Here is a 22,011-nt window from a genome sequence, read left to right as displayed (position 1 = left end):
CCTCCGGCCGAGGTGACGGGCGTGCCGCGGAACCGGCCGGCCCGCGCCGCCTGCGGCAGGTGTGTTACCCCCGATCGCTGCGCGGCATTCGCGTCCGGCGTGGCGGCCGCGAATTTTCACGTACTTCCCGGTAACTGGCGGTTTCGGGTGCCCGGCCGCGCCCGGTGGGGAAACCTGGACCGGGAGGTCACAGCAAAGGGGGAACGATGACCGAGCAGAACAAGGGCCGCCGGACGGGTGCGACGGGCGGCAGCGCCGTCGCCACCGAGCAGGACATCGCCGCGATGAGCGCCGTCCAGCTGCGCGGCTGGCTGACCGAGCACGGCGTCACCGGCGTCTCGGGCATGCGTAAGGAAGATCTGGTCAAGACGGCGGTCAAGACGCTGCGCTCGGAGCAGAGCGGCGCCTCGGGGAGCACGGCCGGCAAGATCGCCGCCGAGCCCGGCGCCACCGCCAAGAAGAGCACGATCAGCGGCAGGAGCGGCACCGGGTCCGGCGCGGCCGCGCGCCCGGCCAAGAGCGTCAGCGGTACGGCGCAGCCGCGCGCGGAGGCCGCCCCGGATACCGGCGAGGACGTCATCGACCTGCTGCTGTCCCACCACGACCAGATCAAGGTGATGTTCGGCGAGATGGGCCGGTTGCGCGGCGAGCACCAGGAGGAGATCTGGACGCAGCTGTGCCGCATGCTGATCATCCACGAGAGCATCGAGCAGCAGCTGGTCCACCCGCTGGCGCAGCGGCGGCTGCCCGACGGCGACGAGGTGATCGCCGCCCGGCTCGACGAGGAGCAGCGGGCCACCCAGGAGCTGGCCGAGCTGTGGGACATGGGCATCGACGACCCCCGCTTCGCGGAGCGGTTCGCGGTGCTGCGCGACGACGTCACCGAGCACGCGGAGCTGGAGGAGGCCGAGGAGTTCGGCTGGCTGCGCGAGAACGTGCCGCCGGACCAGCTGATCGGGCTGGCGGCGGCGGCCCGCGCGGCGGACCGGATCGTGCCGCCCGGCGACATGCGGTCGGCCGAGCCGCTGCACATCGCCGACCGGGTGCGTGAGGCACTGCGCAACGCCGGCGCGTCCTGAGCCGACACCCGCCGAGGGGTCGCGTGCGCAGCGGTGCGGCCCCGTCCTCATGAGCGGGCCGGCCATGACAGCCGGCCCGCTTTGCTCTGCACACAGATACGCACCGCCGAAGTGTCGCGTATCTGTGTGCAGAGCAAAGGCGCCGGGCTAGCGGGACCGGAGGCGGCGGCCGGCGACCAGGTGACGCTGGCGGATCTCGGTCAGCGTGCCGTCCAGGCAGGCCCAGTCCGGCTGGGAGACGTGCAGCGCCTGCTGCGGGGTGCCGGTGCAGATGCCCACGTGGTAGACGTCGCCGGTCGCGTCGTTCTGGAAGACCGGCAGGTCGCCGGGGGCCAGGTCGGCCACCTCGACGTGCTCGCCGACCAGCGCCTGGTCGTCGGCGTCGCGCGGCAGCGTGTGGCCGAACCGCCGGTAGATCAGGTGGGTCAGCCCGGAGCAGTCCAGGGTCAGCCCGTGCGAGCCGCCGGCCAGGTACATCAGCCCGAGGAACAGCCGGCCGGCGGCGATGAGCTGCTCGGCGGTGGGCAGTGACCCGCCCGCCTGGTACGCCGTGACCTGCGTGTCGGCCAGCCAGCCGGTGCTCCCGCCGGGCAGGCCCACCTCGACGTGGCCGTCGCGCCGCCCGAGCGAGGGCAGCACCGTGGCGAAGCTGACGTCGTCGGCCAGCGCCGTCCCGCGGGGGGCGTCGCGCAGCTCGGCCACCTGCTCGGTGACGACCACCCGGTCGGCGGCGGGCGCGGGCGGCGCGGCGAGCTGGGCCAGCGGGACCCAGCCGGGGTAGCCGCGCGGGTCCTTGCGCGAGGGCTGCCACGGCGCGGTGACCCGGGCCCAGCAGTCGCGGGTCTCGTGCACCGTTACCGGCTCGCCGAGCAGCAGCTGGGTCTCCAGCCGGCCCCACAGCTGGCGGCGCTCGTCGGGGCCCTGGGCCGCGGCCCACTCGCGCAGCCGCGAGGGCGCCGCCAGCGCGGGCGCGTCGAGCGGGCGCACTGCCTCCGGTGACGTCCACAGCCCGGCGACGGACACGGCGACGGACAGGTGTTGCGTCTGCTCGCGCATTGCAGCTTCCCTCGTAGAAAACAATCGCTTGGCGCAGAGCCTACAAAAAGTTTTCTCCACCGCACCCTCCGGGAGCATGCGCGGCATGCACGCGCAGCGTTCACGGGGGATTCCCGCCATTCGTCATCTGTCCACGCGCGGCCCAGGTGAGGCCGCGTTCCGTGAGCCGCCGGATCTCGGGGATGTCCAGGTCGGGCAGGTGGTGGCCGACGGTGGAGACGAAGATCCGGCCCGCGCCCCAATGCCGGGTCCAGACGGCGGGATGCGTGACCGGCTCGTGCCACGGGCCGTCCGCCTCGACCGGGAAGGTGATGGTCGCCAGCACGTCGTTGAGCGGGTCGGCCAGCATCCAGTAGCGCTCGGTGCACAGGTCGACGGTGCTGATCCCGGCCGTGATCGGGTGGCCGGCGCGTTCGGGGCGCACGGTCAGCGTGTGCGGCACGAGGTTGCCGGGGTGGCAGGTGAACCAGCCGCCGGTCAGCCACTGGTAGCGCCGCTCGGGGAACGCCGCCACGATGCCGCCGTGCCAGCCGGCCAGACCGGTGCCCGCGCGTACCGCGTCGTCGAGGTTGGCCGCCCCCTCGGCCGACAGCTGCCCGCGGGTCCAGCAGTTGACCACCAGGTCGGTGCGGGCGAGCAGCTCCCGGTCGTCGTACACGGCGAGGTCCTCGGCGATCTCGATCGAGAAACCCTGGTCCTTGAGGTATGGCAGGAAGCTGTCGGTGGTGCCGACCGGATCGTGGAACTCCGCTCCACCCCGGACGATCAGCGCGCTACGCATGACCCACACGCTAACCACTCCCACGACACGTGTCTACATATCTGGACGGCAAGTCTCATCTTGGCGAGCGAGTGGCTGGCTGGCTATGCTGCTGGCCATGGGACGAATCTTGATCACCGGTGGCGCCGGCAAGGTCGCGACGCTGCTGCGCTCCGGGATGCGGCGGCCGGATCGGGTGCTGCGCCTGCTGGACATCCGCGAGCCGGCACCCCTGCCCGGCGGCGACGGCGCTGCCGAGGAGGTCGTGATCGGCTCGCTGACCGACCCGGACGTGCTGGCCGAGGCGCTGCGCGACGTCGACGCGGTGGTGCACCTGGGCGGGCAGAGCCGCGAGTCCGACGTGCGCGACGTCCTGGAGTCCAACATGTTCGGCACGTACCGGCTGTTCGAGGCGGCTCGCGCGGCCGGGGTGAACCGGCTGGTGCTGGCCTCCTCGAACCACGCCGCCGGGTTCCAGACCCGCCGCGGCGACGAGCTGCTCCCACCTGACCTGCCGGGACGGCCGGACACCCTCTACGGCTGGAGCAAGGTCGCGATGGAGTCCTGCGGGCAGCTCTACGCCGACCGGTTCGGCATGGACGTGATCTGCCTGCGCATCGGGCTGTGGTTCCCGAAGCCGCCGGGCCTGCGCGGACTCGCGTTGTGGCTGTCGCCGGCCGACGGGGTACGCCTGGTCGAGGCGTGCCTGACCGCGCCCGCGCCCGGCTTCCGGATCGTGTGGGGGATCAGCCGGAACACGCGGCGCTGGTGGTCGCTGGCCGAGGGCGAGGCACTCGGCTACCACCCCGTCGACGACGCCGAGGTCTTCGCCGACGAGCTGATCGCCCAGCACGGCGAGCCCGACTGGGACAAGGACCCGCTGCTCACCCGCGTCGGCGGCCAGTGGTGCGAGATCCCGCTCGGCGTCGCCTACTGAGGCGAGGTTGGGAAGGGCACCTTCTTATACGGAAAACGATAAGAAGGTGCCCTTCCTTTCAGCGGATGCCGTGGCGGCGGAGGGTGGCGGCGAGGGCGGCCGCCGCGCGGACGACGGCGGCGGCGACGCGGGTGACTTCGGCGTCGGTGGCCAGGTCGGCGGGCATGGAGCAGCTGATCGCGTCGGTGGCGGGGATGCGGTAGTGGACCGCGGCGGCGACGCAGGCCACGCCCTTGGTGCCCTGCTCGTGCTCGAAGGCCCAGCCGCGGTCGCGCACTCTGGTGATCTCCTCGTGCAGGGCGGCGCGGTCGGTGATGGAGTGTTCGGTGAGGGCGGCCAGCTCGTCGGGCAGCACCTTGTCCACCTCGACCGTGGTCAGCTCGGCGAGCAGCGCCTGGCCCAGCGCGGTGATGTGCGCGGGCAGCCGGCGGCCCACCCGGGAGACGACCCGTACGGCGTCGCGCGACTCGCGGCTGCCCAGGTAGAGGACGTGGCCGTCGTCGCGGCGCGCGTAGTGCACGGTGTAGCCGATCTCGGCGCGCAGGTCCTCGAGCGCCTCGTAGACGTACGGCAGCGCGGGGTCGCGGTCGAGGTACGCCGTGCCGGAGAGCAGGGCGTGCGGGCCGACGCCGAAGGTGGCGCCGCTGTCGTCGGCCTCCACCCATTTCAGCTCACGCAGGGTCCTGACCAGGGCGTGCAGGCTGCTGCGGGGATACCCCATGATCTCCTGCAGCTCGGAGATGCTCAGCCGCCGGGGGGACGCGGCCAGCGTCTCCAGGATGCGCACCGTGCGCTCGGCCGACTTGACCAGTGAGCTTTCGGACTGGCTTGAGGTCATGGATCCACCGTCCACGCGAATTGTTTCGGAAGTGTTGACGGTCATAGTACCGGACGCTAACTTGTCGGTGCACCACTTGCACATGACAGGAACCCGTCCACATATGTAGACAGGAGGCAGCGTCCGATGCTCAGTCGTACCAAGACGACCAGGCTCGTGGCGGCGCTGGCGGCCACCCTCGCTCTGGCGACCGTGGCCGGCTGTGGTGAGGACCCCCAGCCGGCCGCCGACAGCAAGGCGCCGCTGGAGATCTGGGTCCGCAAACCCCCGGGCTCTCCGACGGAGAAGACCCACCAGGCCCTGGCCGCGAAGTTCACCGCGGCCACCGGCATCCCGGCCAAGGTCACGGCCCTGTTCGAGGACTTCGAGACGAAGCTGCAGCAGGCCGCGGCGCAGAAGAAGCTGCCCGACATCGTCGTCAACGACACCGCCCAGCTGGGCACCCTGGTCAAGCAGGGCCTGGTCCGCGACGTGAAGCAGGCCGACATCGAGGGGGGCGACCAGCTCACCCCGGCCTCCTGGGACGCGGCCAAGGGCGCCGACGGCAAGGTCTACGCCGTGCCGTTCTCGGCGCAGTCGTTCGCGCTGTTCATCCGCAAGGACTGGCGCGAGAAGGTCGGGCTCGGGCAGCCGGCCGGCTGGGCCGAGCTGGACGCGCTGGCCACCGCGTTCACCACGAAGGACCCCGACGGCAACGGCAAGGCCGACACCTACGGCTACGTCATCCCCGGCTCCACCAAGCGCGGCTACCTGGACTGGTACTTCTCCAGCTTCCTGTGGGCGTCGGGCGCCGACTACTTCTCCGGCAGCGCGGGCAGCCTCGCCCCGGCGATCGGCTCCGACCAGGCGGTGGCCGCCGCGACCTGGCTCAAGGCACAGTTCTGCACCGCCAAGAGCGTGGTGCCGGGTGCGGTGACCTCGGAGACCACCCAGGCGCACCCGCTGTTCGAATCCGGCAAGGGCGGCATCTACTTCACCGGGCCGTACAACATGGCGCGCTTCGACAAGAACCTCGGCAAGGACAAGTACGAGGTCGTGGCGCTGCCGGCCGGTCCCGGCGGTAAGCAGGCGTCGCTGGCCGAGGGCGAGAACGTGTACCTGATGGCGGGTTCGGCGAATCCGGCCGGGCAGGAGCGCTTCGCCGAGTTCCTGATCTCGGTCGACGGCCAGACCGTCGGCATGGCGGGCGACACCGACGGCAACGTGGTCCGGCTGCCCGTCAACAAGAACGTCGACCTGGCCAAGGTGCGCACCGACGCCCGCTGGCTCGTCTTCGACAAGGTCTACAAGGAGGCCGGGCGCTACGCCCCGGTCGTGCCGGAGTGGACCCCGTTCCGCACCGCGTCGGCCGAGTCGCTGAACGCGATCGTCGCGAACTGCTCCTCCGACCCCAGGGCGGAGCTGGCCAAGCTGGCCGAGAAGTTCACCGCCGAGCTGCAGAAGCAGGGCGCGTGACGCGCCCGGCCGAGGTCAGGAGGCACTGATGCAGGCCACCGGTCCCGGGGCGACGGCGACCGCCGTGCGCCCCGGCCGGCAGGCTGGGCAGCCCGCCCTCCCGCCGGCCCCCGCACCGCGCCGCCGCAGGCGCTTCGATCTGTCGGGCGCGCTGAGCCCGTGGCTGTTCCTCGCCCCCGCGCTGGCCATCTTCGCGCTGTTCAAGTTCTGGCCGATGGCGCAGGCCGTGCAGATGAGCCTGCACGAGGTGCGCCCCTACCTGGGCGACCGGTGGGTGGGGCTGGACAACTACGCGCAGGTGTTCGTCGACGAGGACTTCCTCGCCGCGATCGGGCACACGGTGGTGCTGGCCGTGGGCCAGACCGGCGGCTCGATCCTGCTCGGCATGGCGCTCGCCCTGCTCCTCGAAGGATCCGCCAGACACCTGTGGGTGGTACGCACCGCGGTGTTCCTGCCGACCGTCGTCGCGATGGCGGTGGTGGCCGAGGTGTGGCGGATCATGTACTACCCGGCGCCCGACGGTGCGGTGAACTCCGTGCTGGGCTGGCTCGGGCTCGGGCCGTCGCAGTTCCTGAACAGCGAGGACACGTCGCTGTGGTCGGTGATGGCGGTCGGGATCTGGCGCGGTGCGCCGTACGACATGATGATCTTCCTGGCAGGGCTGGCCGGGGTGGACCGCAACCTCTACGAGGCGGCCGCCGTCGACGGCGCGAGCGTGTGGCGGCGCCTCTGGCACGTCACCGTCCCGGCGCTGCGGCCGGTGTTCGCCATCCTGTTCACCCTCGCCGCGATCCGCGGCCTGCGCGTGTTCACCGAGATCTTCCTGCTCACCAACGGCGGCCCGAACGGCTCCACCGAGGTGATGATGACGCTGATCTACAAGCTCGGCCTGGAACGCGGTGAGCTGGGCATCGCCGCCGCCGGCTCGATGCTGCTGCTCGGCGCGACCGTGCTGCTGACCCTGCTGGTACGCCTGGCGCGCGCCCGATCCGAGAGGAAGGTGGCGTGATGGGCAACGGCTTCGACAGCGCGCTCGGCTTCACCGCCCGCCGCGGGCCGCTGGCCGTGCTGGTCAAGGTCGTCGTGTACGGCCTGCTGATCGTGGTCTTCGCCGGGCCGCTGCTGGCGCTGATGGTCGGCGCGTTCACCAGGGTGCCCGACCCGACGTCGCTGTTCTCGGCGGGCGGGTTCACCCTGGAGAACTTCACCCGGGCCTTCGACCGGGGCGTGCTCGGCTACCTGGCGAACTCGTTCCTCGTGGTCGGCGGCGGGCTGCTGCTGCAGATCGCGGTCAGCATCTCGGCCGCCTACTCGCTGGCGCGCAAGCGCTTCCCGCTGATGAAGCTGGTCTTCCTGCTGGTGCTCAGCACGATGATGCTGCCCGAGGAGGTGCTCGCCATCCCGCTGTCGCTGGTGCTGTCCGAGGTGGACCTCACCGGCACCCTGCTCGGCATGATCATCCCGGTGGGCGCCTGGGCGTTCTCCATCCTGGTGATGACCGAGTTCATGAAGGAGATCCCGGTCGAGCTGGAGGAGGCCGCCCGCCTCGACGGCGCCGGTGACCTGCGGGTCTTCTGGTCCGTGGTGCTGCCGCTGTGCCGCCCGGCGCTCGGCGTGATCGGCATCTTCGGCTTCACCATGATCTGGGATCAGTACCTGCTGCCGCTGCTCGTCGCCACCGACGCGCAGCAGTTCACCCTGCCGCTGGCGCTGCGCACGCTGCGCTCGGACGAGGAGGTCGGGGTCGGCGTGCTGCTGGCCGCCGCGCTGCTCGCCCTGCTGCCCAGCGTGCTCGCCTTCATCGCCATGCAGCGCCAGTTCATGCGCGGCCTGACCTCCGGCGCCGTCAAGGGCTGACGCGCCACCCGTACCTCCGCACCGCCACAAAGGAGAACCACCATGCGCCTGCAGGGGCTGCTCTCGTTCCCGCTCACCCCGTTCACCAGCGACGACAAGGTAGACCTCGCGGTCTTCGCCGAGCACGTCGAGCGCCAGCTCGCGGCCGCGCCCAGCGCGCTGTTCGTCGCCTGCGGCACCGGCGAGTTCACCGCGCTGTCCGCCGACGAGTACCGCGACGTCGTCGCCACCGCGGTGCGGGTGTCCGACGGCCGGCTGCCGATCTTCGCCGGGTGCGGCGGCGGCCCGCAGCAGGCCCGCGAGTTCGCCCAGCTGGCCGCCGAGTGCGGCGCGAACGGGCTGCTGCTGCTCCCGCCGTACCTGGTCTCCTCGACCCCGGCCGGGCTGGTCGAGCACGTGCGGTACGTCGCCGCCGCCTCGCCGCTGCCGATCACCGTCTACCAGCGGGCCAACGCGGTGCTCGACCCGGCCGCGGCGGTGGCGCTGCTGGACATCCCTTCGGTCGTCGGGATCAAGGACGGGCGCGGGGACGTGGACGGCATGCTGCGCCTGGTCACCGCGGTGCGCCAGTCGGGGCACCCGCGCGCGGCCGAGTTCGGCTTCCTCAACGGGCTGCCCACGGCGGAGCTGTCCGTGCAGGCGTACGAGGCCATCGGTGTGGACAGCTACTCCTCGGCGGTGCTCTGCTTCGCGCCCGACATCGCGACCACGTTCTACAAGGCGGTCCGGACCGGGCAGAAGGACGTCGTGGCCCGCCTGCTGAGCGAGTTCTACCTGCCGCTGGTCGCGCTCCGCGACAAGGTGCCCGGCTACGCCGTCGCGCTGGTCAAGGCGGGGGCGCGGCTGGACGGGCTGGCGGTCGGCCACGTGCGCCCGCCGCTGGTCGACGTGTCGCCGGAGCACCTGGCGGAGCTGAAGGCGATCATCGCGCGCGGCCGGGCCGCCCTGGCCGAGGTGACGCGATGAGCACGGCGGCACTGGTTCGGAGCGGGGCGCGCGCATGAGGATCCGCGAGGTCGTGATCACGCCGGTGGCGTTTCCCGACCCGCCGCTGCTCAACTCTGCCGGAGTACACCAGCCGTGGGCGCTGCGCGCGATCGTCGAGCTGCGGTGCGGGGACGGGCTGATCGGGCTGGGGGAGACCTACGGCGACGCACTGCATCTGGAGCTGCTGCGCGGCGTGGGGCCGACGCTGGTCGGGCTCGACCCGTTCGACACCAACGGGCTGTGGCGGCGGGTGGGCCGGGCGCTGGGCGGCGTGGACGCGCCGGACCGGCACGGGCTGACCGGCGGGTCGAGCCCGCAGAAGACGGCGCTGCGGGTGTTCAGCCCGTTCGAGGTGGCCTGCCTCGACCTGCAGGGGCACCTGATCGGGCGGCCGGTGGCGGACCTGCTCGGCGGCAGGGTGCGCGACCGGGTGCCGTTCTCGGCATACCTGTTCTACAAGTGGGCCGCGCACCCGCCCGCCGACGGCCCCGCCTCGCTGGTCGGCGGCCTGCCGCCGGTAGGCGACCCGTGTCCCGAGGCGCTCGACCCGGCCGGGATCGTCGCGCAGGCCCGGCTGATGATCGCGCAGTACGGCTTCGGCTCGATCAAGCTCAAGGGCGGGGTGTTCCCGCCGGACCAGGAGATCGCGGCGATCCGCGCCCTGCGCGAGGCGTTCCCCGAGCTGCCGCTGCGCCTGGACCCGAACGCCGCCTGGAGTGTCGCGACGTCCATTCGCGTCGCCGAGGAGACCGAAGGGCTGCTGGAGTACCTGGAGGACCCGACGCCGGGCATCGCCGGGATGGCCGAGGTCGCCGAGGCGGCGCCGATGCCGCTGGCCACCAACATGTGCGTGGTCAGCCCGGCCGACATCCCGCCCGGCTTCACCCAGGAGGCGGTCGGCGTGGTGCTGTCCGACCACCACTACTGGGGCGGCCTGCGGCGCAGCGCCGAGCTGGCCGCGATGTGCCGCACCTGGGGCGTCGGGGTGTCCATGCACTCCAACAGCCACCTCGGCATCAGCCTCGCCGCGATGACGCAGCTCGGCGCGGCGCTGCCCGAGCTGACGTACGCCGCCGACACGCACACGCCGTGGCAGTGCGGGGTGGACGTGCTGGAGCGGCCACTGCCGATCACCGGCGGAGCGGTGACCGTGCCCGACGCGCCCGGCCTCGGTGTCGCCCTGGACCGCGACGCGCTGGCCCGGCTGCACGAGAACTACCTGCGCTGCGCGATCCGCGAACGCGACGACACGTCGTACCGCCGGATCTTCGAGCCGGACTACACGAAGCGGAGGCCGCGATGGTGATCAGCGTGCACGCCTTCCCGTGGGACGTGCTCGGCGACGGGCCGGGTTTCGTGGAGCGGTTCGAGCGCAGCGGCGCGGACGCGGTGACGCTGGCGGTGTCGTACCACAGCACGCGGGCGGCGACCCCGTTGCACCCGTCGCGGCGGCTGGTCGACGCCCGGTATGCCGCGCTCTACCGGCCCGTACGCGAGGCGGCCTGGGCCGGGCGGCGCCTGGTGCCGCAGGGTCCGGACTGGACGGCCGAGGACGCGGCGGGGGAAGCCGCCGAGCTGCTGCGCGAGGCGGGGATCCCCGTCAACGCCTGGATCGTGCTGGCCCACAACACCCGGCTCGGCCTGGCCTACCCGGACCTGACCGTCCGCAACTGCTTCGGCGAGCGGTATGCCTACGCGCTGTGCCCGTCGCAGCCGGAGGTGCGCGAACACTGCGCCACGCTCGCGGCCGAGGCGCTGCGCGGGCTGCCGGTCGGCGGGGTGTCGCTGGAGTCGGCCGGGCAGATGGGCGTCGCCCACCTCGGCTGCCACGAGAAGACCGACGGCGCCTTCCCGCCGCTGGTGCAGCGCCTGCTGAGCATCTGCTGCTGCGAGGCCTGCACCGCGTCGTGGACGGCGGCCGGGCTCGACCCCGGCGAGGTCCGCACCGCGCTGCGGGACGCGGTGCGCGACGGGGCCGGGGTTACTGCTCCTGGCGACGCCGATGCGCCGGGGGCGGCCGGGGCAGGTGGCCCGTGGCTTCCCGGGGAGCTGGCGTCCGCGCTGCTCTCGGTGCGCCAGGCGGCGGCCGCCGCGTTGCGGTCCGGCGTGCTGGTGGCGGTGCGCGAGCACGCTCCCCAGGCCTCGATCACCCTGCACGGCCATCCCGACCCGTGGGCGGCCGGGCCGTCGCCGGGGCTCCCGCCGCGGCTGCCGTCCGAGGTGGACAACGTGCTGGTGCCGTGCTGGCCGACCGACCCGGCCACCGCCGATCTGGTGTCCGCGCTGGCCGGCCGGGCGACCGTGGACGCCTACGTCACCGTGCTGCCGCCCGCGCGTCCGGACGACCTGTCCGCGCACCTGGCCCGGCTGCGCGAGGCGGGTGCCGCCCGGCTCAGCCTGTACCACCTCGGTTTGGCCGGGTCAGACCGGCAGCCCCTGCTGGCGGGGTTGGTCAAGGAGTTCCGCGGTTGACCGGGCGGGTGACAGCCGACAGCGGTGCGCTGCTGGGAAAGGGGCGGCCCCGGTGATGCCGGAGCAACACCGGGGCCGCCAGGCGCCGGTGATACTTCCGCGGGTCTACACCTTTGGGGATGTACCTACATCCCCAAAGGTGTAGACCCGCGACCGAACACCATGAGGAGCGGACATGAACGTGTCGAGTGCCGTGCGGCGGGCCGTGCAGACGGCGCCCCAGCTGGCGGCGGCTGGCGGCGAGCTGCGGCGGACGATGCTGCACGCGTGCGCGAACGCGCTCGTGCCGGCCGGGGACGAGATCGTGGCCACGGCCATGGCCGAGACCGGGCTGGCCGAGGCGCGGCTGCGCGGCGAGCTGGCGCGCACCGCAGACCAGTTCCGGCAGTACGGCGACCACGCGGCCAAGCCGTGGCGGCGCGTGTCGGCCGGTGCCGCCCTGGGCGGAGCCGACGTGGTGACCGTGCCGGTGCCGGTCGGGCCGGTCGCCGTGTTCGCGGCGTCGAACTTCCCGCTGGCGTTCGGCGTGAGCGGCACGGACACCGCCTCGGCGCTGGCCGCCGGCTGTCCCGTGGTCGTCAAGGCACACCCGGCGCAGCCGCGTACCGGCGAACTGCTGGCCGTGCTGCTGGCCCGCGCCCTCCCCGAGGGGGCGTTCGCGCTGGTGGCGGGTGGTCCTGAGGTGTCGCTGGAGCTGGTGCGCGCGCCGGGGATCCGGGCGGTCGGGTTCACCGGGTCGCTGCAGGGCGGCCGGGCGCTGATGGACGCGGCGGCGACCCGCCCCGACCCCATCCCGGTGTACGCGGAGATGGGCTCGCTCAACCCCGTGCTGGTGCTGCCCGGCGCGGCCGGTGAGGCCACGGTGGCCGCGCTCGCGGCGGCCGTGACGGGGTCGGCGGGGCAGCTGTGCACCAAGCCGGGCCTGGTGCTGACGGGGTCGGCCGGATTCGCGGACCAACTGGCCGCGGCCGTGGCGGCGCTGCCGGTGCACCGGATGCTGACGCCCGGCATGGCCGAGGCGCATCAGCGCTGGCGGGCCACCGCGTCGGCGGAGCATCACGTGGTGGCCGGGGAGGGGGAGCCCGCGCCGTTCGCCGTCGTCGTCGACGCTGCCGACCTGGCCGGTGAGCTGCTGGCGGAGCACTTCGGGCCGTCGCTGGTGATCGCGGTCGGGGAGCCCGGCGAGGTGCTGGGACGGCTGGAGGGCTCGCTGACCGCGTCGGTGTTCGCCGGAGACGGCGACCGGGACACGGCGCGGGCGCTGCTGCCCACGCTGCTGGCGACTGCCGGGCGGATCATCTGGAACGGGGCGCCCACCGGGGTCGCGGTCTGCGACGCCATGCACCACGGCGGCCCCTGGCCGGCGACGTCGGCATCGTGGTCCACGTCGGTCGGCACGCAGGCGATCGAGCGCTTCCGCCGCCCCGTGGCCCTCCAGGGCCTGCCCGCCGACCTCCTCCCCTGAACCACCACCGACCCCGCCGACCTCGCCGCCCCCCGAGCTCGCGGCTCCGTGTCGGCCCCGTGGGGTGGGGCGCGTGATGATCGCGGTCTCGTGTCATGATCTGCGGCCCTACCGCACCTTTTGACACGAGACCGCGATCATCGCCGGGCGCTGCCCTCAAGATCGGACCGATCTTGCAGTTGGCACGGTGGTTTGGTCCTATTTGGGCGTGTCGCCCTCACTGTTCGCGAAAGATCGCCGCTCTGGGGAAGATCAGTGTCGTCTACGTATCTGGACGGCATGCCAGTTTGTGGCAGGCTATTGACCTGATGGATACATGTCAGCAAACTGACCGATCAACAGGATCCACAGCTGACAACCGTCCCCATCGGAGCTGAAATGTCCCGACGATCCGTTTCCGTGCCCCTGCTGGCCGCGCTCACCGTGGCGGTCCTGGCCGCGGCGGTCCTGGCCGTCGCCCCACACCGCCCCGCGCTGGCCCCGGCCGCCGCGCTGACCACCCTCGACCTGTCCGCCGCCAACCGGCGCGCCCCGATCTCCGGCCTGTACGACTGGTCCAAGGCCGGCTACCGCGGCGGCGCGAACCTGCCCGGCGCGGCCGAGACCAACCCCGACCCCGCCTGCCAGATCACTCCTGCCGAGCTGGCGAGCCAGTACACGGTGACCCCGAACGACGGCGCCGACGACTCGGCCGGGCTGCAGGCCGCGATCGACGCGATCCGCACCGGCTGCTCGCCGAGCGCGAGCTACACGAAGCTCTCCCTGATCACGCTGCCCGCGGGCACGCTCAACGTCTCCCGCCAGCTCGGCGTCGACGCCGACCACCTGATCATCCGGGGTGCGGGCAGCGGCACCGGCGGCACGAAGATCGTGTTCCGCCCCGACGCGAACACCCGCTACGACGCGCTGACCGCCGACGGCTCGGACTGGGACGAGGACGGCTCGGGCTACGGCTCGGCCGCGGGCGGCTGGATCTGGCCCGGCCGGGGCCTGTTCCGGGTGCAGTCCCGGGCTGTGCACACCGGCTACGCGAGCGAGTACGCCGCCGCGCCGGCCAACCGGAAGGACCTGTTCGAGGGCACCGTCAACGTGCACTGGAAGGCGGGGCTGAAGCTGCGCGGCAAGACCGGCGACACCGGCTTCGCCGCCCGCCAGGGCGACACGGTGGTGCACCTGGCCACCAGCGGCTCGCTGAGCGCGTTCACGGTCGGCGGCCTGGTCAACGTCCGCGCCGCCAACTCGCTGAACTTCTACGCCCAGCAGGACGTCACGCCCGCCGACGGCACCCTGCAGAACATCCACATGCGCCAGCAGATCTTCACGATCACCGCGGTGGACGCCACGAACCGCACCATCACCGTGGACAAGCCGCTGGAGTACGACGTACCGGTCACCTCGACCTCGGACGGCTCGGCCGCGATCAACGGCGCCGTGTACGACTCCAAGGCCGCGCCGCTGGTCGACCCGGTGCTCGGCGTCGGCTTCGAGAACTTCGCGATGACGCAGGACATGCCCGGCCTGAACGCCGCCGACGCCGTGCACAACTACGGCAACATGTCCCCGGCCGACGAGATGCACGGCATCGTGTTCAAGTGGGCCGCGAACTCCTGGGTGCGCGGCATCAGCGCCACCATGACCGGCTCCCACCCGATCGTCTCCGAGGAGGCGTACCGGCTGCAGATCGTCGGCAACAGCTTCGACGGCTCCTGGAACAAGGGCAAGGGCGGCAACGGCTACTTCCGCGGCTCGCGCGTCTGGGACTCGCTCTACGCCGGCAACGTCTCCCGCAACCTGCGCCACTTCACGTTCCAGTGGTCGGCGTCGGGCAACGTCGTCATCGGCAACGACTTCGACTCCGACGTCAACCTGCACGGCGGCTGGGAGCGCAACAACCTGATCGAGCTGAACACGGTGACCGTGCCGTACGAGCACCGCTCGGGCAGCTGCACCGCCAACTGCGGCGAGGAGGGCGGCGGCGGCCCGGACGCCTCCACCTGGTTCCCGATCTGGTGGGGCGCGGGCAAGAAGGCGGTCAAGTGGTCCGGCTCCTCCGGCCCCCGCAACGTCTTCTTCAACAACACCATGACCAAGCAGCTCACCGCAGGCGCCGCCTACACCCCGTACTACGCCGACCGCCAGCGCATCTACCAGTTCGGCTGGAACGGCACCGGCTGGCAGCACCTCGACTCCGGCGGCATGCCGATCCCGGACTGGGCCTCGCGCGAGCAGCTCGACTACACCGGCGGCCACGGCGTCGACGCCACCCGCACCGACCCCGGCCCGTCCCTCTTCCTCAAGTCCCTGACCGGCGCCCCCAGCCCGTCCATGCCCGCCTCGCCGTCCGCCTCGGCGTCACCCGGCGCGTCCCCGTCCACGTCCCCTTCGGCCTCGCCGTCCCCGTCGCCGAGCGCCCCGTCGACCTGCCTGACCGTCCGCACGGTCAAGACATCGAGCTGGAGCACCGGCTACGGCATGGACGTCTTCATCAAGAACAACTGCGCGACCGCCACCACGACCTGGCGCGTCGAGTTCGACCTGCCCACCGGCACCACCGTCAGCAGCTCCTGGAGCTCCACCCGGACCAGCTCCGCCCAGCACCACACCTTCGTCAACGTCGCCTACAACGGCGACATCGCCCCCGGCCAGGAGGAGAGCTTCGGCTTCAACGCGGCCGGCACCGGCAACCCCTACAACCTCACCGCCCGCTAGAAGGAAGGGCACCTTCTTAACGCTTTGCGTAGAAGAAGGTGCCCTTCTTAACTTCTCACGCGTCCAGCCTTGCACTGTCGCGTGGGCCTGCCTGTGCGGGGACCTTCAGGTCGCGTGCCGCGGACCAGCTTCTTCCGCCCGCGTACACGATGCTGAACCCGAGGTGGGCGGCCAGCGGAGCCCAGCGCGCCGACGCCATCCGCTTGCTCACCGCGGACGGAGTGCTGTTCGCCAGCAGGTCCAGCAACACCGTGTCGAAAGCCGCCGATTCGAGCCAGTCGACGGAGACGGTGAACCCGCATGCCAGCTCCGCCCCCGTCTTCTCGACGAAGCGGGCCAGGCGCGCAGAGTGACGCATCACCGAGCAGCTGCCGAAGTAGATCCGTCGTCCCGCGCAGCGGCCTTCGAGGCGCTCGCCCAGCTCTTCCAGGCTCAGCGAGCGGCCCTCGGTCAGCACGAGGTGGCTGGCCTCGCCGTGCATGGCGAAGTAGGCGACCTTGTATTCGGCGTATCGTCGCAGCCGCCATCGCGACAGGTAGAAGTCCAGTTCCTCGGGAGTGGCCACGTCCTTGTGGATGAAACGGATCCGGCCCAGCCGCTCTAACAGCTCGAGGATGGGCAGCACCGACTCCTTGCGGTCGAGGTCGCCCCACTGGCCTTCGACGCAGAAGATCCCCGGTGCGGCCACGCGCTGCCTCCTGACAATGTGGACGGTCACTCTATCGGGGACGGCCGGTGCGCAGGCTCCGTCGATCGGGCATGCGACGCTGCCCGTACGCGGGCCGTCACGATCCCGGCCCTCGCTGTCCGTATAAGCGCTGCTCGTGCGGACCCACTTCACCCAGCGGGTTAAGAAGGGCACCTTCTTGTACGCAAAGCGATAAGAAGGTGCCCTTCCTTGCAGGGGCAGCGGAGGGGTGTCGGATAGGTCAGAATGGTCAGTCATGACGGAGATTCCGGGCCATCTGCGGCCTTTCGTGCTCTCACCGGCCGAGCTGGAACCCGAGCGCACCGGCTCCATCGATTCGTACGTGCCGCACGGCGACGGGCCCTTCCCTGCGGTGGTGCTCCTGCACGGCGGTCCGCTGCCGCCGGACCTGCGCCCGACGCCCCGCGACTGGCCGGTGTACCGCGGATACGGTGCCCTGCTCGCCTCGCGCGGGCTCGTCGCGGCGGTCGTCGACCACCGCCTCCACGTGTTGCAGAACGCTGACGGCGTCGTGCTGGACTATCCCACCGCGGCGGAAGACGTCACCGCTGCTGTCGATGCGGTGCGGGCCGATCCGCGGGTGGACGCCGATCGGATCGTCGTCTGGTTCTTCTCCGGTGGGGGCCTGCTCAGCGCCGACTGGCTGCGCGAGCCGCAGGCCTGGCTGCGCGGCGTGGCGCTGACGTATCCCGCGCTGGCGCCGCTGCCCGGCTGGCCGGTAGACCCGCGGTTCCGGCCCGTCGAGGCGGTCGCTGGGGCGGTGTCGCGGCAGGTCCCGATCGTGCTCACCCGGGTGGGGCTGGAGAAGCCGGAGATCGCCGAGACGGTGGCCAGGTTCCTGGCGGCGGCTGATGCTGCCCGCCGGCCTGTGGAGATCGTCGACGTGCCACACGGGCAGCACTCGTTCGACGTGCTGGACCACACCGACGAGTCCCGCGAGGCGGTGCAGCGGATGGTCGCGCAGGTCGAGAAGCTGCTGGGCTGACCGGGCCGGGTCGTGCCCAGCTTCGGGCGCGGCTCGGCTCAAATCGAAGCTTAAAAGATCCTTTATTGTTGCCTCACTGTAGCGGCCGTGTATTTCGGGCCATTACGGTGGCGCGATGCTGATTCCTCGCAGATCACTCCTGACCGGACTGATCGCCGTGCCCGCCGCCGGTGCCGCCGGTGCCCTGCTCGTCGGCACGCCCGCCGCCGCCGCCCCCGCCGCGATCGACCGCACCGCCTTCAAGCTGCGCCGCCGCGCCGGTGCCTACGCCGCCGCGATCGCCGGACTCGACGCGGCCCTGCCCAACGTGACCGTGCAGCAGGTGCTCGACGACGGCAACCGGGTCGCCACCCGGCTGACCGCGAGCGAGGGCGCCGCGCTGGTCACCAACTTCGCCGCCGGGTTCCGGTTCGAGAGCGGCGACGTCGGCACCGCCGAGTGGATGCCGCAGGGCATCACCACCAGCTCCGACGCGCTCGACTCCGGGGTGTACGAGGACCGCAAGGCGGTGCTCGTCTCGTGGTACTCCACGGCCGTCGACGGGGAGAAGGGCGTGCGGGTCAGCTTCGTCAACCGCACCGACCCGCTCGCCCCGCGTTACCGGCACGTGCTGCTCGTCGAGCCGTACACCTCCGGCGGGGTGCACAGCTTCCGCCCGATCAACGTGCACGCGGGCGGCATCGCCTGGTACGGCCACCACCTCTACGTCGTGGACACCAACCGCGGCCTGCGGATCTTCGACCTGAACCACCTGTGGCAGACGTCCACCACCAGCTCCACCACCTGCGGCCGCCAGTCCGACGGCAGCTACCAGGCGTTCGGGTACAAGTACGTGCTGCCGCAGTCGCTGGCCTACGACCAGGTCGGCACCGGCGGGCTCGTGTTCTCCTTCATCTCGCTGGACCGCAGCACCAGCCCGGACAGCATCCTGATCGGGGAGTACGGCAATCCCGGCACGGGCACCCGCCTGGCCCGCTGGGGCGTCGACTACACCGACCGCGAGCTGGTCCACGACTCCGGCTCGACCACCGACGCCACCGCGAGCTGGGCATACCGGGTGGACGTGACGTCGATGCAGGGCGCGCTCAGCCTGAACGGCAAGTACTTCCTGTCCACGAGCGACGGCGACGCCAACGACGGCGACCTGGCCACGTGGACGCCGGGCGGCAGCGTGGTGATGCACTACGACACGCTGCCGATCGGCTGCGAGGACCTCACCTACCGCCCGAGCGTCGACGAACTCTGGACCGTCACCGAGTACGCCGGCCGCCGCGTCGCGATCTCCGTGAAGGCGGGCGCGTTCTAGACGCTCGGGTCACGGCAGGGGCGGCCGAACCGGCTCGTGCGACACCGAGCCGGCCGGCCGCCGGATGCCTCAGAGCCGGCTGACGATCGCCGAAACGCTGCTGTGCAGGCGGCGCAGCTCGGCGTGGGTGGGGGCCAGCTCATACGGGTGGTGATGGGTCGCCTGCGACAGCGTCCCCCACGCGTACGCGGCCTCCCGGACCAGGCCGCGGTCACACCGCCTGCGCAGGAGCAGCAGCTTGGTACGCCCGCTGCCGTACGCCGCCACGGCCGGGACGTGCCGCTGCCAGTAGCCGTCGATCGCCGTCTCCAGCGCGAGCCGGATCAGGCAGGCGCAGGCCTTCGGCCACCAGCCGCCGACGGCCGGGCCGCGGCCGATCAGCAGGCCGTCGGCGGCGGCGAGATAGCAGTCCGCGGGTCCGGAGGCGCTCATACCAGCGCCTCCGTGATCCGGCGGACCTGGCGCACCAGGCGCGGCAGGTCGCCCTGCCAGTGGCCGTGCACACCCTTGCGGCAGGCCTGGTAGGCGTCGCCGCCGGCCCGACCGAACCTGCTGTTGAGGCTGCTCAGCACCTCGTCGGCCCGCCCGGCGTCGTCGAACAGCGCGAGCGCGAACGTCGCGGGCAGCCGCGCCCCGTCGAGCAGGCTCTCGATGTCCGGCACCCGCTCGCCCTGGGCCGTGCGCACCCGCCAGACGACCCGGTGGCAGGCCGCCTCCAGCGCCGACCGGCAGAGCTCGGCGACGACCGGCGCCCGCACGTCGTCGGGCACGTCGCGGGACAGGGCCACCGCGTCGGCGTCACCGAGGTAGCGCCCGACCGGGTCGGCGGCCTCGCGGATGGTGACGACCGAACGCTCGGCCCGGACCACCTCCAGGATCCGGGCGTCGATCTCCAGCCGCCGTACGGCGTCGGGCAGCCGGCTGTCGTGGGTGAACACCAGCACCTGCCGGTCGGCGGCCAGCTCGGCGAGCACCCGGGCCAGGCCGTCGACCTTCGACGGGTCCATGCTCTGCACCGGGTCGTCGATGACGACGAACCGGAACGGGCTCTCGGCCGCGCAGCTGCGCGGCAGGAACGTGGCCAAGCCGAGCGCCTGCAGCTCGCCCTGGCTCATCACCCCGAGCGCCGTGCCGTTGTCGGCCCCGTCGACGCTGACGTTGAACACGACCGTGCGCCGGGTGCCGGCGCCCTGCAGCGTCATCCCGCCCAGCTCGACGTTGCTCTCCTGGCGCAGCTGCGTCCAGATCCGCTGCGAGTGCGCCGCGAACGGCGCCAGCCGCGCGTTGCGGATCTCCCCGGCGGCCTGCTTCAGCCACTCCCGGGCGGCCTTGAGTTGGGCCTGCTCGACTTTGAGCGCGGGCGCCCGCCGCGCGGCGGCCACCCAGACCCGCAGCTCGGCGGCGACGGCCTGCCAGGCGGTGTCCCGCTCGCGCAGATAGACGACGGCCTCCTCGCGTACCAGCTCGGCCGCCTGTGCCACCAGCGGGTAGCGGGCCGCCAGATGCTCGGCCAGCTCCCCGGGCGTGCGCGGCACCGCCCGCAGCTCGGCGACGGCGTCGCGCAGCAGCGCGACGGACGTGCCCTCCCCGTCGGGCACGTCGATCTCGCCGATGAGCTGCCGCGCGCGCCGGGTGAGCTCGTTGACCTGCGACGTGGCCCGGTTCGCGGACAGCGACAGCTCGCGCAGCTCCCGGAAGGCGAGGTCGGCCTGCTGCCGCCACGCCCCGTCGAGCGTGCCCGTGCGGCACACCGGACACGGGCCGTCGCCGCTGTCCACGTGGTAGTCCATCGCGAGCCGGAGCAGCTCGGCGGCGCGCACGGAAGATCTGACCTGGCTCTCCTCATACTGCCGGCTCTCCACGACGGCCGCGGCCAGCTCCTCGGCCAGGCGCGCCACCGAGGCGGGCTCCGGCAGCGTGAGGGCAGCGAGCCGCCGGTACGCCGCCAGCAGCTCGTCGCCATCGGCGTCCACCGGCTCGGCCAGCACCGCATCCAGCAGGCCGAGGTCGGGGGTGGTCGCCGCGAGCACCGCGGCGGCCCGCCGGGCCCGCTCGTCGTCGATGTCGGCCAGCGCGGCGCGCAGCACGGTCCGGCGCTCCCGGAGGTCCTTGAGCGCGGCGTCGGCCGGCTTGGCCGCGGCGGCCAGCCGCTGGCCCGCCTCGGTGAGCAGCTCCAGGCCCAGGATCCCGTTGATCGAATCGTGCAGCGCGGTGGACGTGCTGGTGACGAGCCGGCCGAGGTCACCGGCGGTGAGGAAGGGCCGGTACAGCCGCAACGGGCGGGCCAGCCCCAGCGGATCGAGGCTGTCGAAGGCGCCCGCCGCGCCGGTCACCGTGACCGACGCGGAGGGCAGGTCACCGTCTGGCGTCCAGGCGCGCCGGATGCGGGTCGGCACGGCGTCGCCGTCGGCACGCAAGCCGAGCTCGATCGTGCAGTCGTGCGGCTGGTGCAGGTTGCGCCAGCCGCTGCGCCACACGCTGTTGCGGTCGGCCCAGCGGGCGCTGTCGCCGGTGAGCGCCAGCTCGATCGCCTCGGCGAAGCTCGACTTGCCGGACCCGTTGCGCCCGACGACCAGCGTCAGCCCCGGCCCCGGCGGCACCCGCAGCGTCTGCCGCGGGCCGACACCGCGGAACCCGGCGATGGTGACAGAGTCGAGGTAGAGGTGGGCCCGGCCCGGCGCCGAGGCGTCGGCGGCCGGGTCGAGCCGGGTCGGCGTGCCCGCGAGGGCGGCCCGCAGGTCGTCGTCGCCGCCGACGGCGCCGAGCACGAGCTCTGCGACGTCGTCCGGCACGCCGTCGGCGGCCAGGCGGTCGAACAGCAGCTCAACCAGTGGTTCGTCGGAGTTCACGGCAGCACCTCACTCGCGATGGCGGGGGACGGGACGGGAAGCTCGCCGGCCGGGTGTTCGCGCACCCAGGCCGACCAGCCGTGCGCCGCGATCACGCCCAGCGCGGGGACGTCGACCGCGACCACGGTCGGCCCGTCCGGGTAGACCAGGCCCCGGCGGCACCAGATGTTCAGCAGCTCGGTGACCAGGGAGCGGACGTGGCGCGGGTCCACCCCGGACGCGGCGGCCGCGACCAGCTCCTGCTCGCCGACCGACCCCCGGTCGGCGAGCAGCGCGGCCATACGCCGCCGGTAGCCCAGCGCGGCGACCGGCGGCTCCGGCGGCCGCTCACGCCAGGTGGCGCGGCTGGTCAGATGCCACGTCTCGTGGCGCGGGCAGTGGTAGACGCGCAGCGCGGTGCCGCGCAGCCGGGAGCAGCGCAGCGCCACCGCGATGGCGCGCTCCGGCGTGTCATAGGACTTCTTGCCACACGTGGCGCAGGTGCGACTCAATGGCGGCTTCACCTCGGACTGGAAGGGGTCCGGTGGCCCGCCGGCCACCGGACGGG

At 72.5% G+C, this 22,011-nt stretch carries 18 protein-coding genes and 1 pseudogene; 12 read left to right on the top strand and 7 right to left on the bottom strand.

Translation table 11 applies throughout. The features are described 5' to 3' along the window. Positions 1-206: 206 nt before the first annotated feature. Complete coding sequence (locus CS0771_RS34740; protein WP_212844940.1) at positions 207-1,079, top strand: hemerythrin domain-containing protein; 873 nt, start codon at positions 207-209, stop codon at positions 1,077-1,079. A gap of 147 nt (positions 1,080-1,226) precedes the next feature. On the opposite strand, the gene CS0771_RS34735 is transcribed toward CS0771_RS34740, so the two are convergent. Together CS0771_RS34735 and CS0771_RS34730 are read right to left on the bottom strand one after the other, a co-directional pair. Next, complete coding sequence (locus CS0771_RS34735) at positions 1,227-2,135, bottom strand: NlpC/P60 family protein (RefSeq protein WP_212844939.1); 909 nt, start codon at positions 2,133-2,135, stop codon at positions 1,227-1,229. 100 nt (positions 2,136-2,235) lie between these two features. Next, positions 2,236-2,916 (bottom strand): ThuA domain-containing protein, encoded by a 681-nt coding sequence (locus CS0771_RS34730; protein ID WP_212844938.1) that lies wholly within the window; start codon positions 2,914-2,916, stop codon positions 2,236-2,238. Between the two features lie 97 nt (positions 2,917-3,013). On the opposite strand from CS0771_RS34730, the gene CS0771_RS34725 reads away from it, so the two are divergent. After that, a complete protein-coding gene (locus tag CS0771_RS34725; RefSeq protein WP_212844937.1) occupies positions 3,014-3,832 on the top strand; it encodes an NAD(P)-dependent oxidoreductase in 819 nt (272 codons plus the stop codon). Between the two features lie 58 nt (positions 3,833-3,890). Here CS0771_RS34725 and CS0771_RS34720 read toward each other — a convergent pair whose 3' ends face one another. Continuing rightward, positions 3,891-4,670 carry an IclR family transcriptional regulator gene (locus CS0771_RS34720; protein WP_244871211.1) on the bottom strand — a complete coding sequence of 260 codons (780 nt, stop codon included), beginning with the start codon at positions 4,668-4,670 and terminating at the stop codon, positions 3,891-3,893. Between the two features lie 126 nt (positions 4,671-4,796). Between CS0771_RS34720 and CS0771_RS34715 the strand changes: the two genes are divergently transcribed. The 8 genes and pseudogenes from CS0771_RS34715 to CS0771_RS34680 all read left to right on the top strand — a co-directional run bounded on the left by CS0771_RS34715 (position 4,797) and on the right by CS0771_RS34680 (position 15,615). After that, positions 4,797-6,125, top strand: coding sequence for a sugar ABC transporter substrate-binding protein (locus tag CS0771_RS34715; RefSeq protein WP_212844935.1), 1,329 nt, complete (start codon positions 4,797-4,799; stop codon positions 6,123-6,125). 28 nt (positions 6,126-6,153) lie between these two features. After that, positions 6,154-7,134 (top strand): carbohydrate ABC transporter permease, encoded by a 981-nt coding sequence (locus tag CS0771_RS34710; RefSeq protein WP_212844934.1) that lies wholly within the window; start codon positions 6,154-6,156, stop codon positions 7,132-7,134. Beyond that, positions 7,134-7,982: a carbohydrate ABC transporter permease gene (locus tag CS0771_RS34705; RefSeq protein ID WP_212844933.1), complete on the top strand. Its 849-nt coding sequence runs from the start codon at positions 7,134-7,136 to the stop codon at positions 7,980-7,982. Before CS0771_RS34710 ends, CS0771_RS34705 begins: the two co-directional genes overlap by 1 nt. A 36-nt stretch (positions 7,983-8,018) precedes the next feature. Beyond that, positions 8,019-8,948, top strand: a pseudogene (locus CS0771_RS34700) (5-dehydro-4-deoxyglucarate dehydratase); the annotation flags it as partial. A gap of 34 nt (positions 8,949-8,982) precedes the next feature. Beyond that, positions 8,983-10,275, top strand: coding sequence for a glucarate dehydratase family protein (locus tag CS0771_RS34695; protein ID WP_212844931.1), 1,293 nt, complete (start codon positions 8,983-8,985; stop codon positions 10,273-10,275). Next, positions 10,269-11,441, top strand: a complete 1,173-nt coding sequence (locus CS0771_RS34690; protein ID WP_212844930.1) for a hypothetical protein — start codon at positions 10,269-10,271, stop codon at positions 11,439-11,441. The genes CS0771_RS34695 and CS0771_RS34690 overlap by 7 nt, the downstream gene beginning before the upstream one ends. 175 nt (positions 11,442-11,616) lie before the next feature. After that, positions 11,617-12,906: an aldehyde dehydrogenase family protein gene (locus CS0771_RS34685; protein ID WP_212844929.1), complete on the top strand. Its 1,290-nt coding sequence runs from the start codon at positions 11,617-11,619 to the stop codon at positions 12,904-12,906. 378 nt (positions 12,907-13,284) lie between these two features. Continuing rightward, the gene (locus tag CS0771_RS34680) at positions 13,285-15,615 is read left to right on the top strand and encodes a cellulose binding domain-containing protein (protein WP_212844928.1); all 2,331 of its coding nucleotides are present in this window, start codon (positions 13,285-13,287) and stop codon (positions 15,613-15,615) included. A gap of 55 nt (positions 15,616-15,670) precedes the next feature. Here CS0771_RS34680 and CS0771_RS34675 read toward each other — a convergent pair whose 3' ends face one another. Then, positions 15,671-16,303 (bottom strand): DUF6642 family protein, encoded by a 633-nt coding sequence (locus CS0771_RS34675; protein WP_212844927.1) that lies wholly within the window; start codon positions 16,301-16,303, stop codon positions 15,671-15,673. 256 nt (positions 16,304-16,559) lie between these two features. Here CS0771_RS34675 and CS0771_RS34670 point away from each other — a divergent pair, with 256 nt between their 5' ends. Both CS0771_RS34670 and CS0771_RS34665 read left to right on the top strand, forming a co-directional pair. Next, positions 16,560-17,309 carry a dienelactone hydrolase family protein gene (locus tag CS0771_RS34670; RefSeq protein ID WP_212844926.1) on the top strand — a complete coding sequence of 250 codons (750 nt, stop codon included), beginning with the start codon at positions 16,560-16,562 and terminating at the stop codon, positions 17,307-17,309. A gap of 115 nt (positions 17,310-17,424) precedes the next feature. After that, positions 17,425-18,615: a hypothetical protein gene (locus CS0771_RS34665; RefSeq protein ID WP_212844925.1), complete on the top strand. Its 1,191-nt coding sequence runs from the start codon at positions 17,425-17,427 to the stop codon at positions 18,613-18,615. A gap of 69 nt (positions 18,616-18,684) precedes the next feature. On the opposite strand, the gene CS0771_RS34660 is transcribed toward CS0771_RS34665, so the two are convergent. Genes CS0771_RS34660 through CS0771_RS34650 form a run of 3 tightly spaced genes read right to left on the bottom strand, consistent with a single transcriptional unit; the run spans position 18,685 to position 21,955 of the window. Further along, the gene (locus CS0771_RS34660; protein ID WP_212844924.1) at positions 18,685-19,047 is read right to left on the bottom strand and encodes a hypothetical protein; all 363 of its coding nucleotides are present in this window, start codon (positions 19,045-19,047) and stop codon (positions 18,685-18,687) included. Then, complete coding sequence (locus CS0771_RS34655; protein ID WP_212844923.1) at positions 19,044-21,464, bottom strand: AAA family ATPase; 2,421 nt, start codon at positions 21,462-21,464, stop codon at positions 19,044-19,046. The genes CS0771_RS34660 and CS0771_RS34655 overlap by 4 nt, the downstream gene beginning before the upstream one ends. After that, entirely contained in the window at positions 21,461-21,955 is a 495-nt protein-coding gene (locus CS0771_RS34650) for a hypothetical protein (protein ID WP_212844922.1), read from the bottom strand. Before CS0771_RS34650 ends, CS0771_RS34655 begins: the two co-directional genes overlap by 4 nt. Between the last annotated feature and the right edge of the window lie 56 nt (positions 21,956-22,011).

Source organism: Catellatospora sp. IY07-71, assembly GCF_018326265.1.
Taxonomy (GTDB): Bacteria; Actinomycetota; Actinomycetes; order Mycobacteriales; family Micromonosporaceae; genus Catellatospora.
The sequence above is the reverse complement of the archived record's forward strand: the minus strand, read 5'-3'. Positions and strand labels throughout refer to the sequence as shown.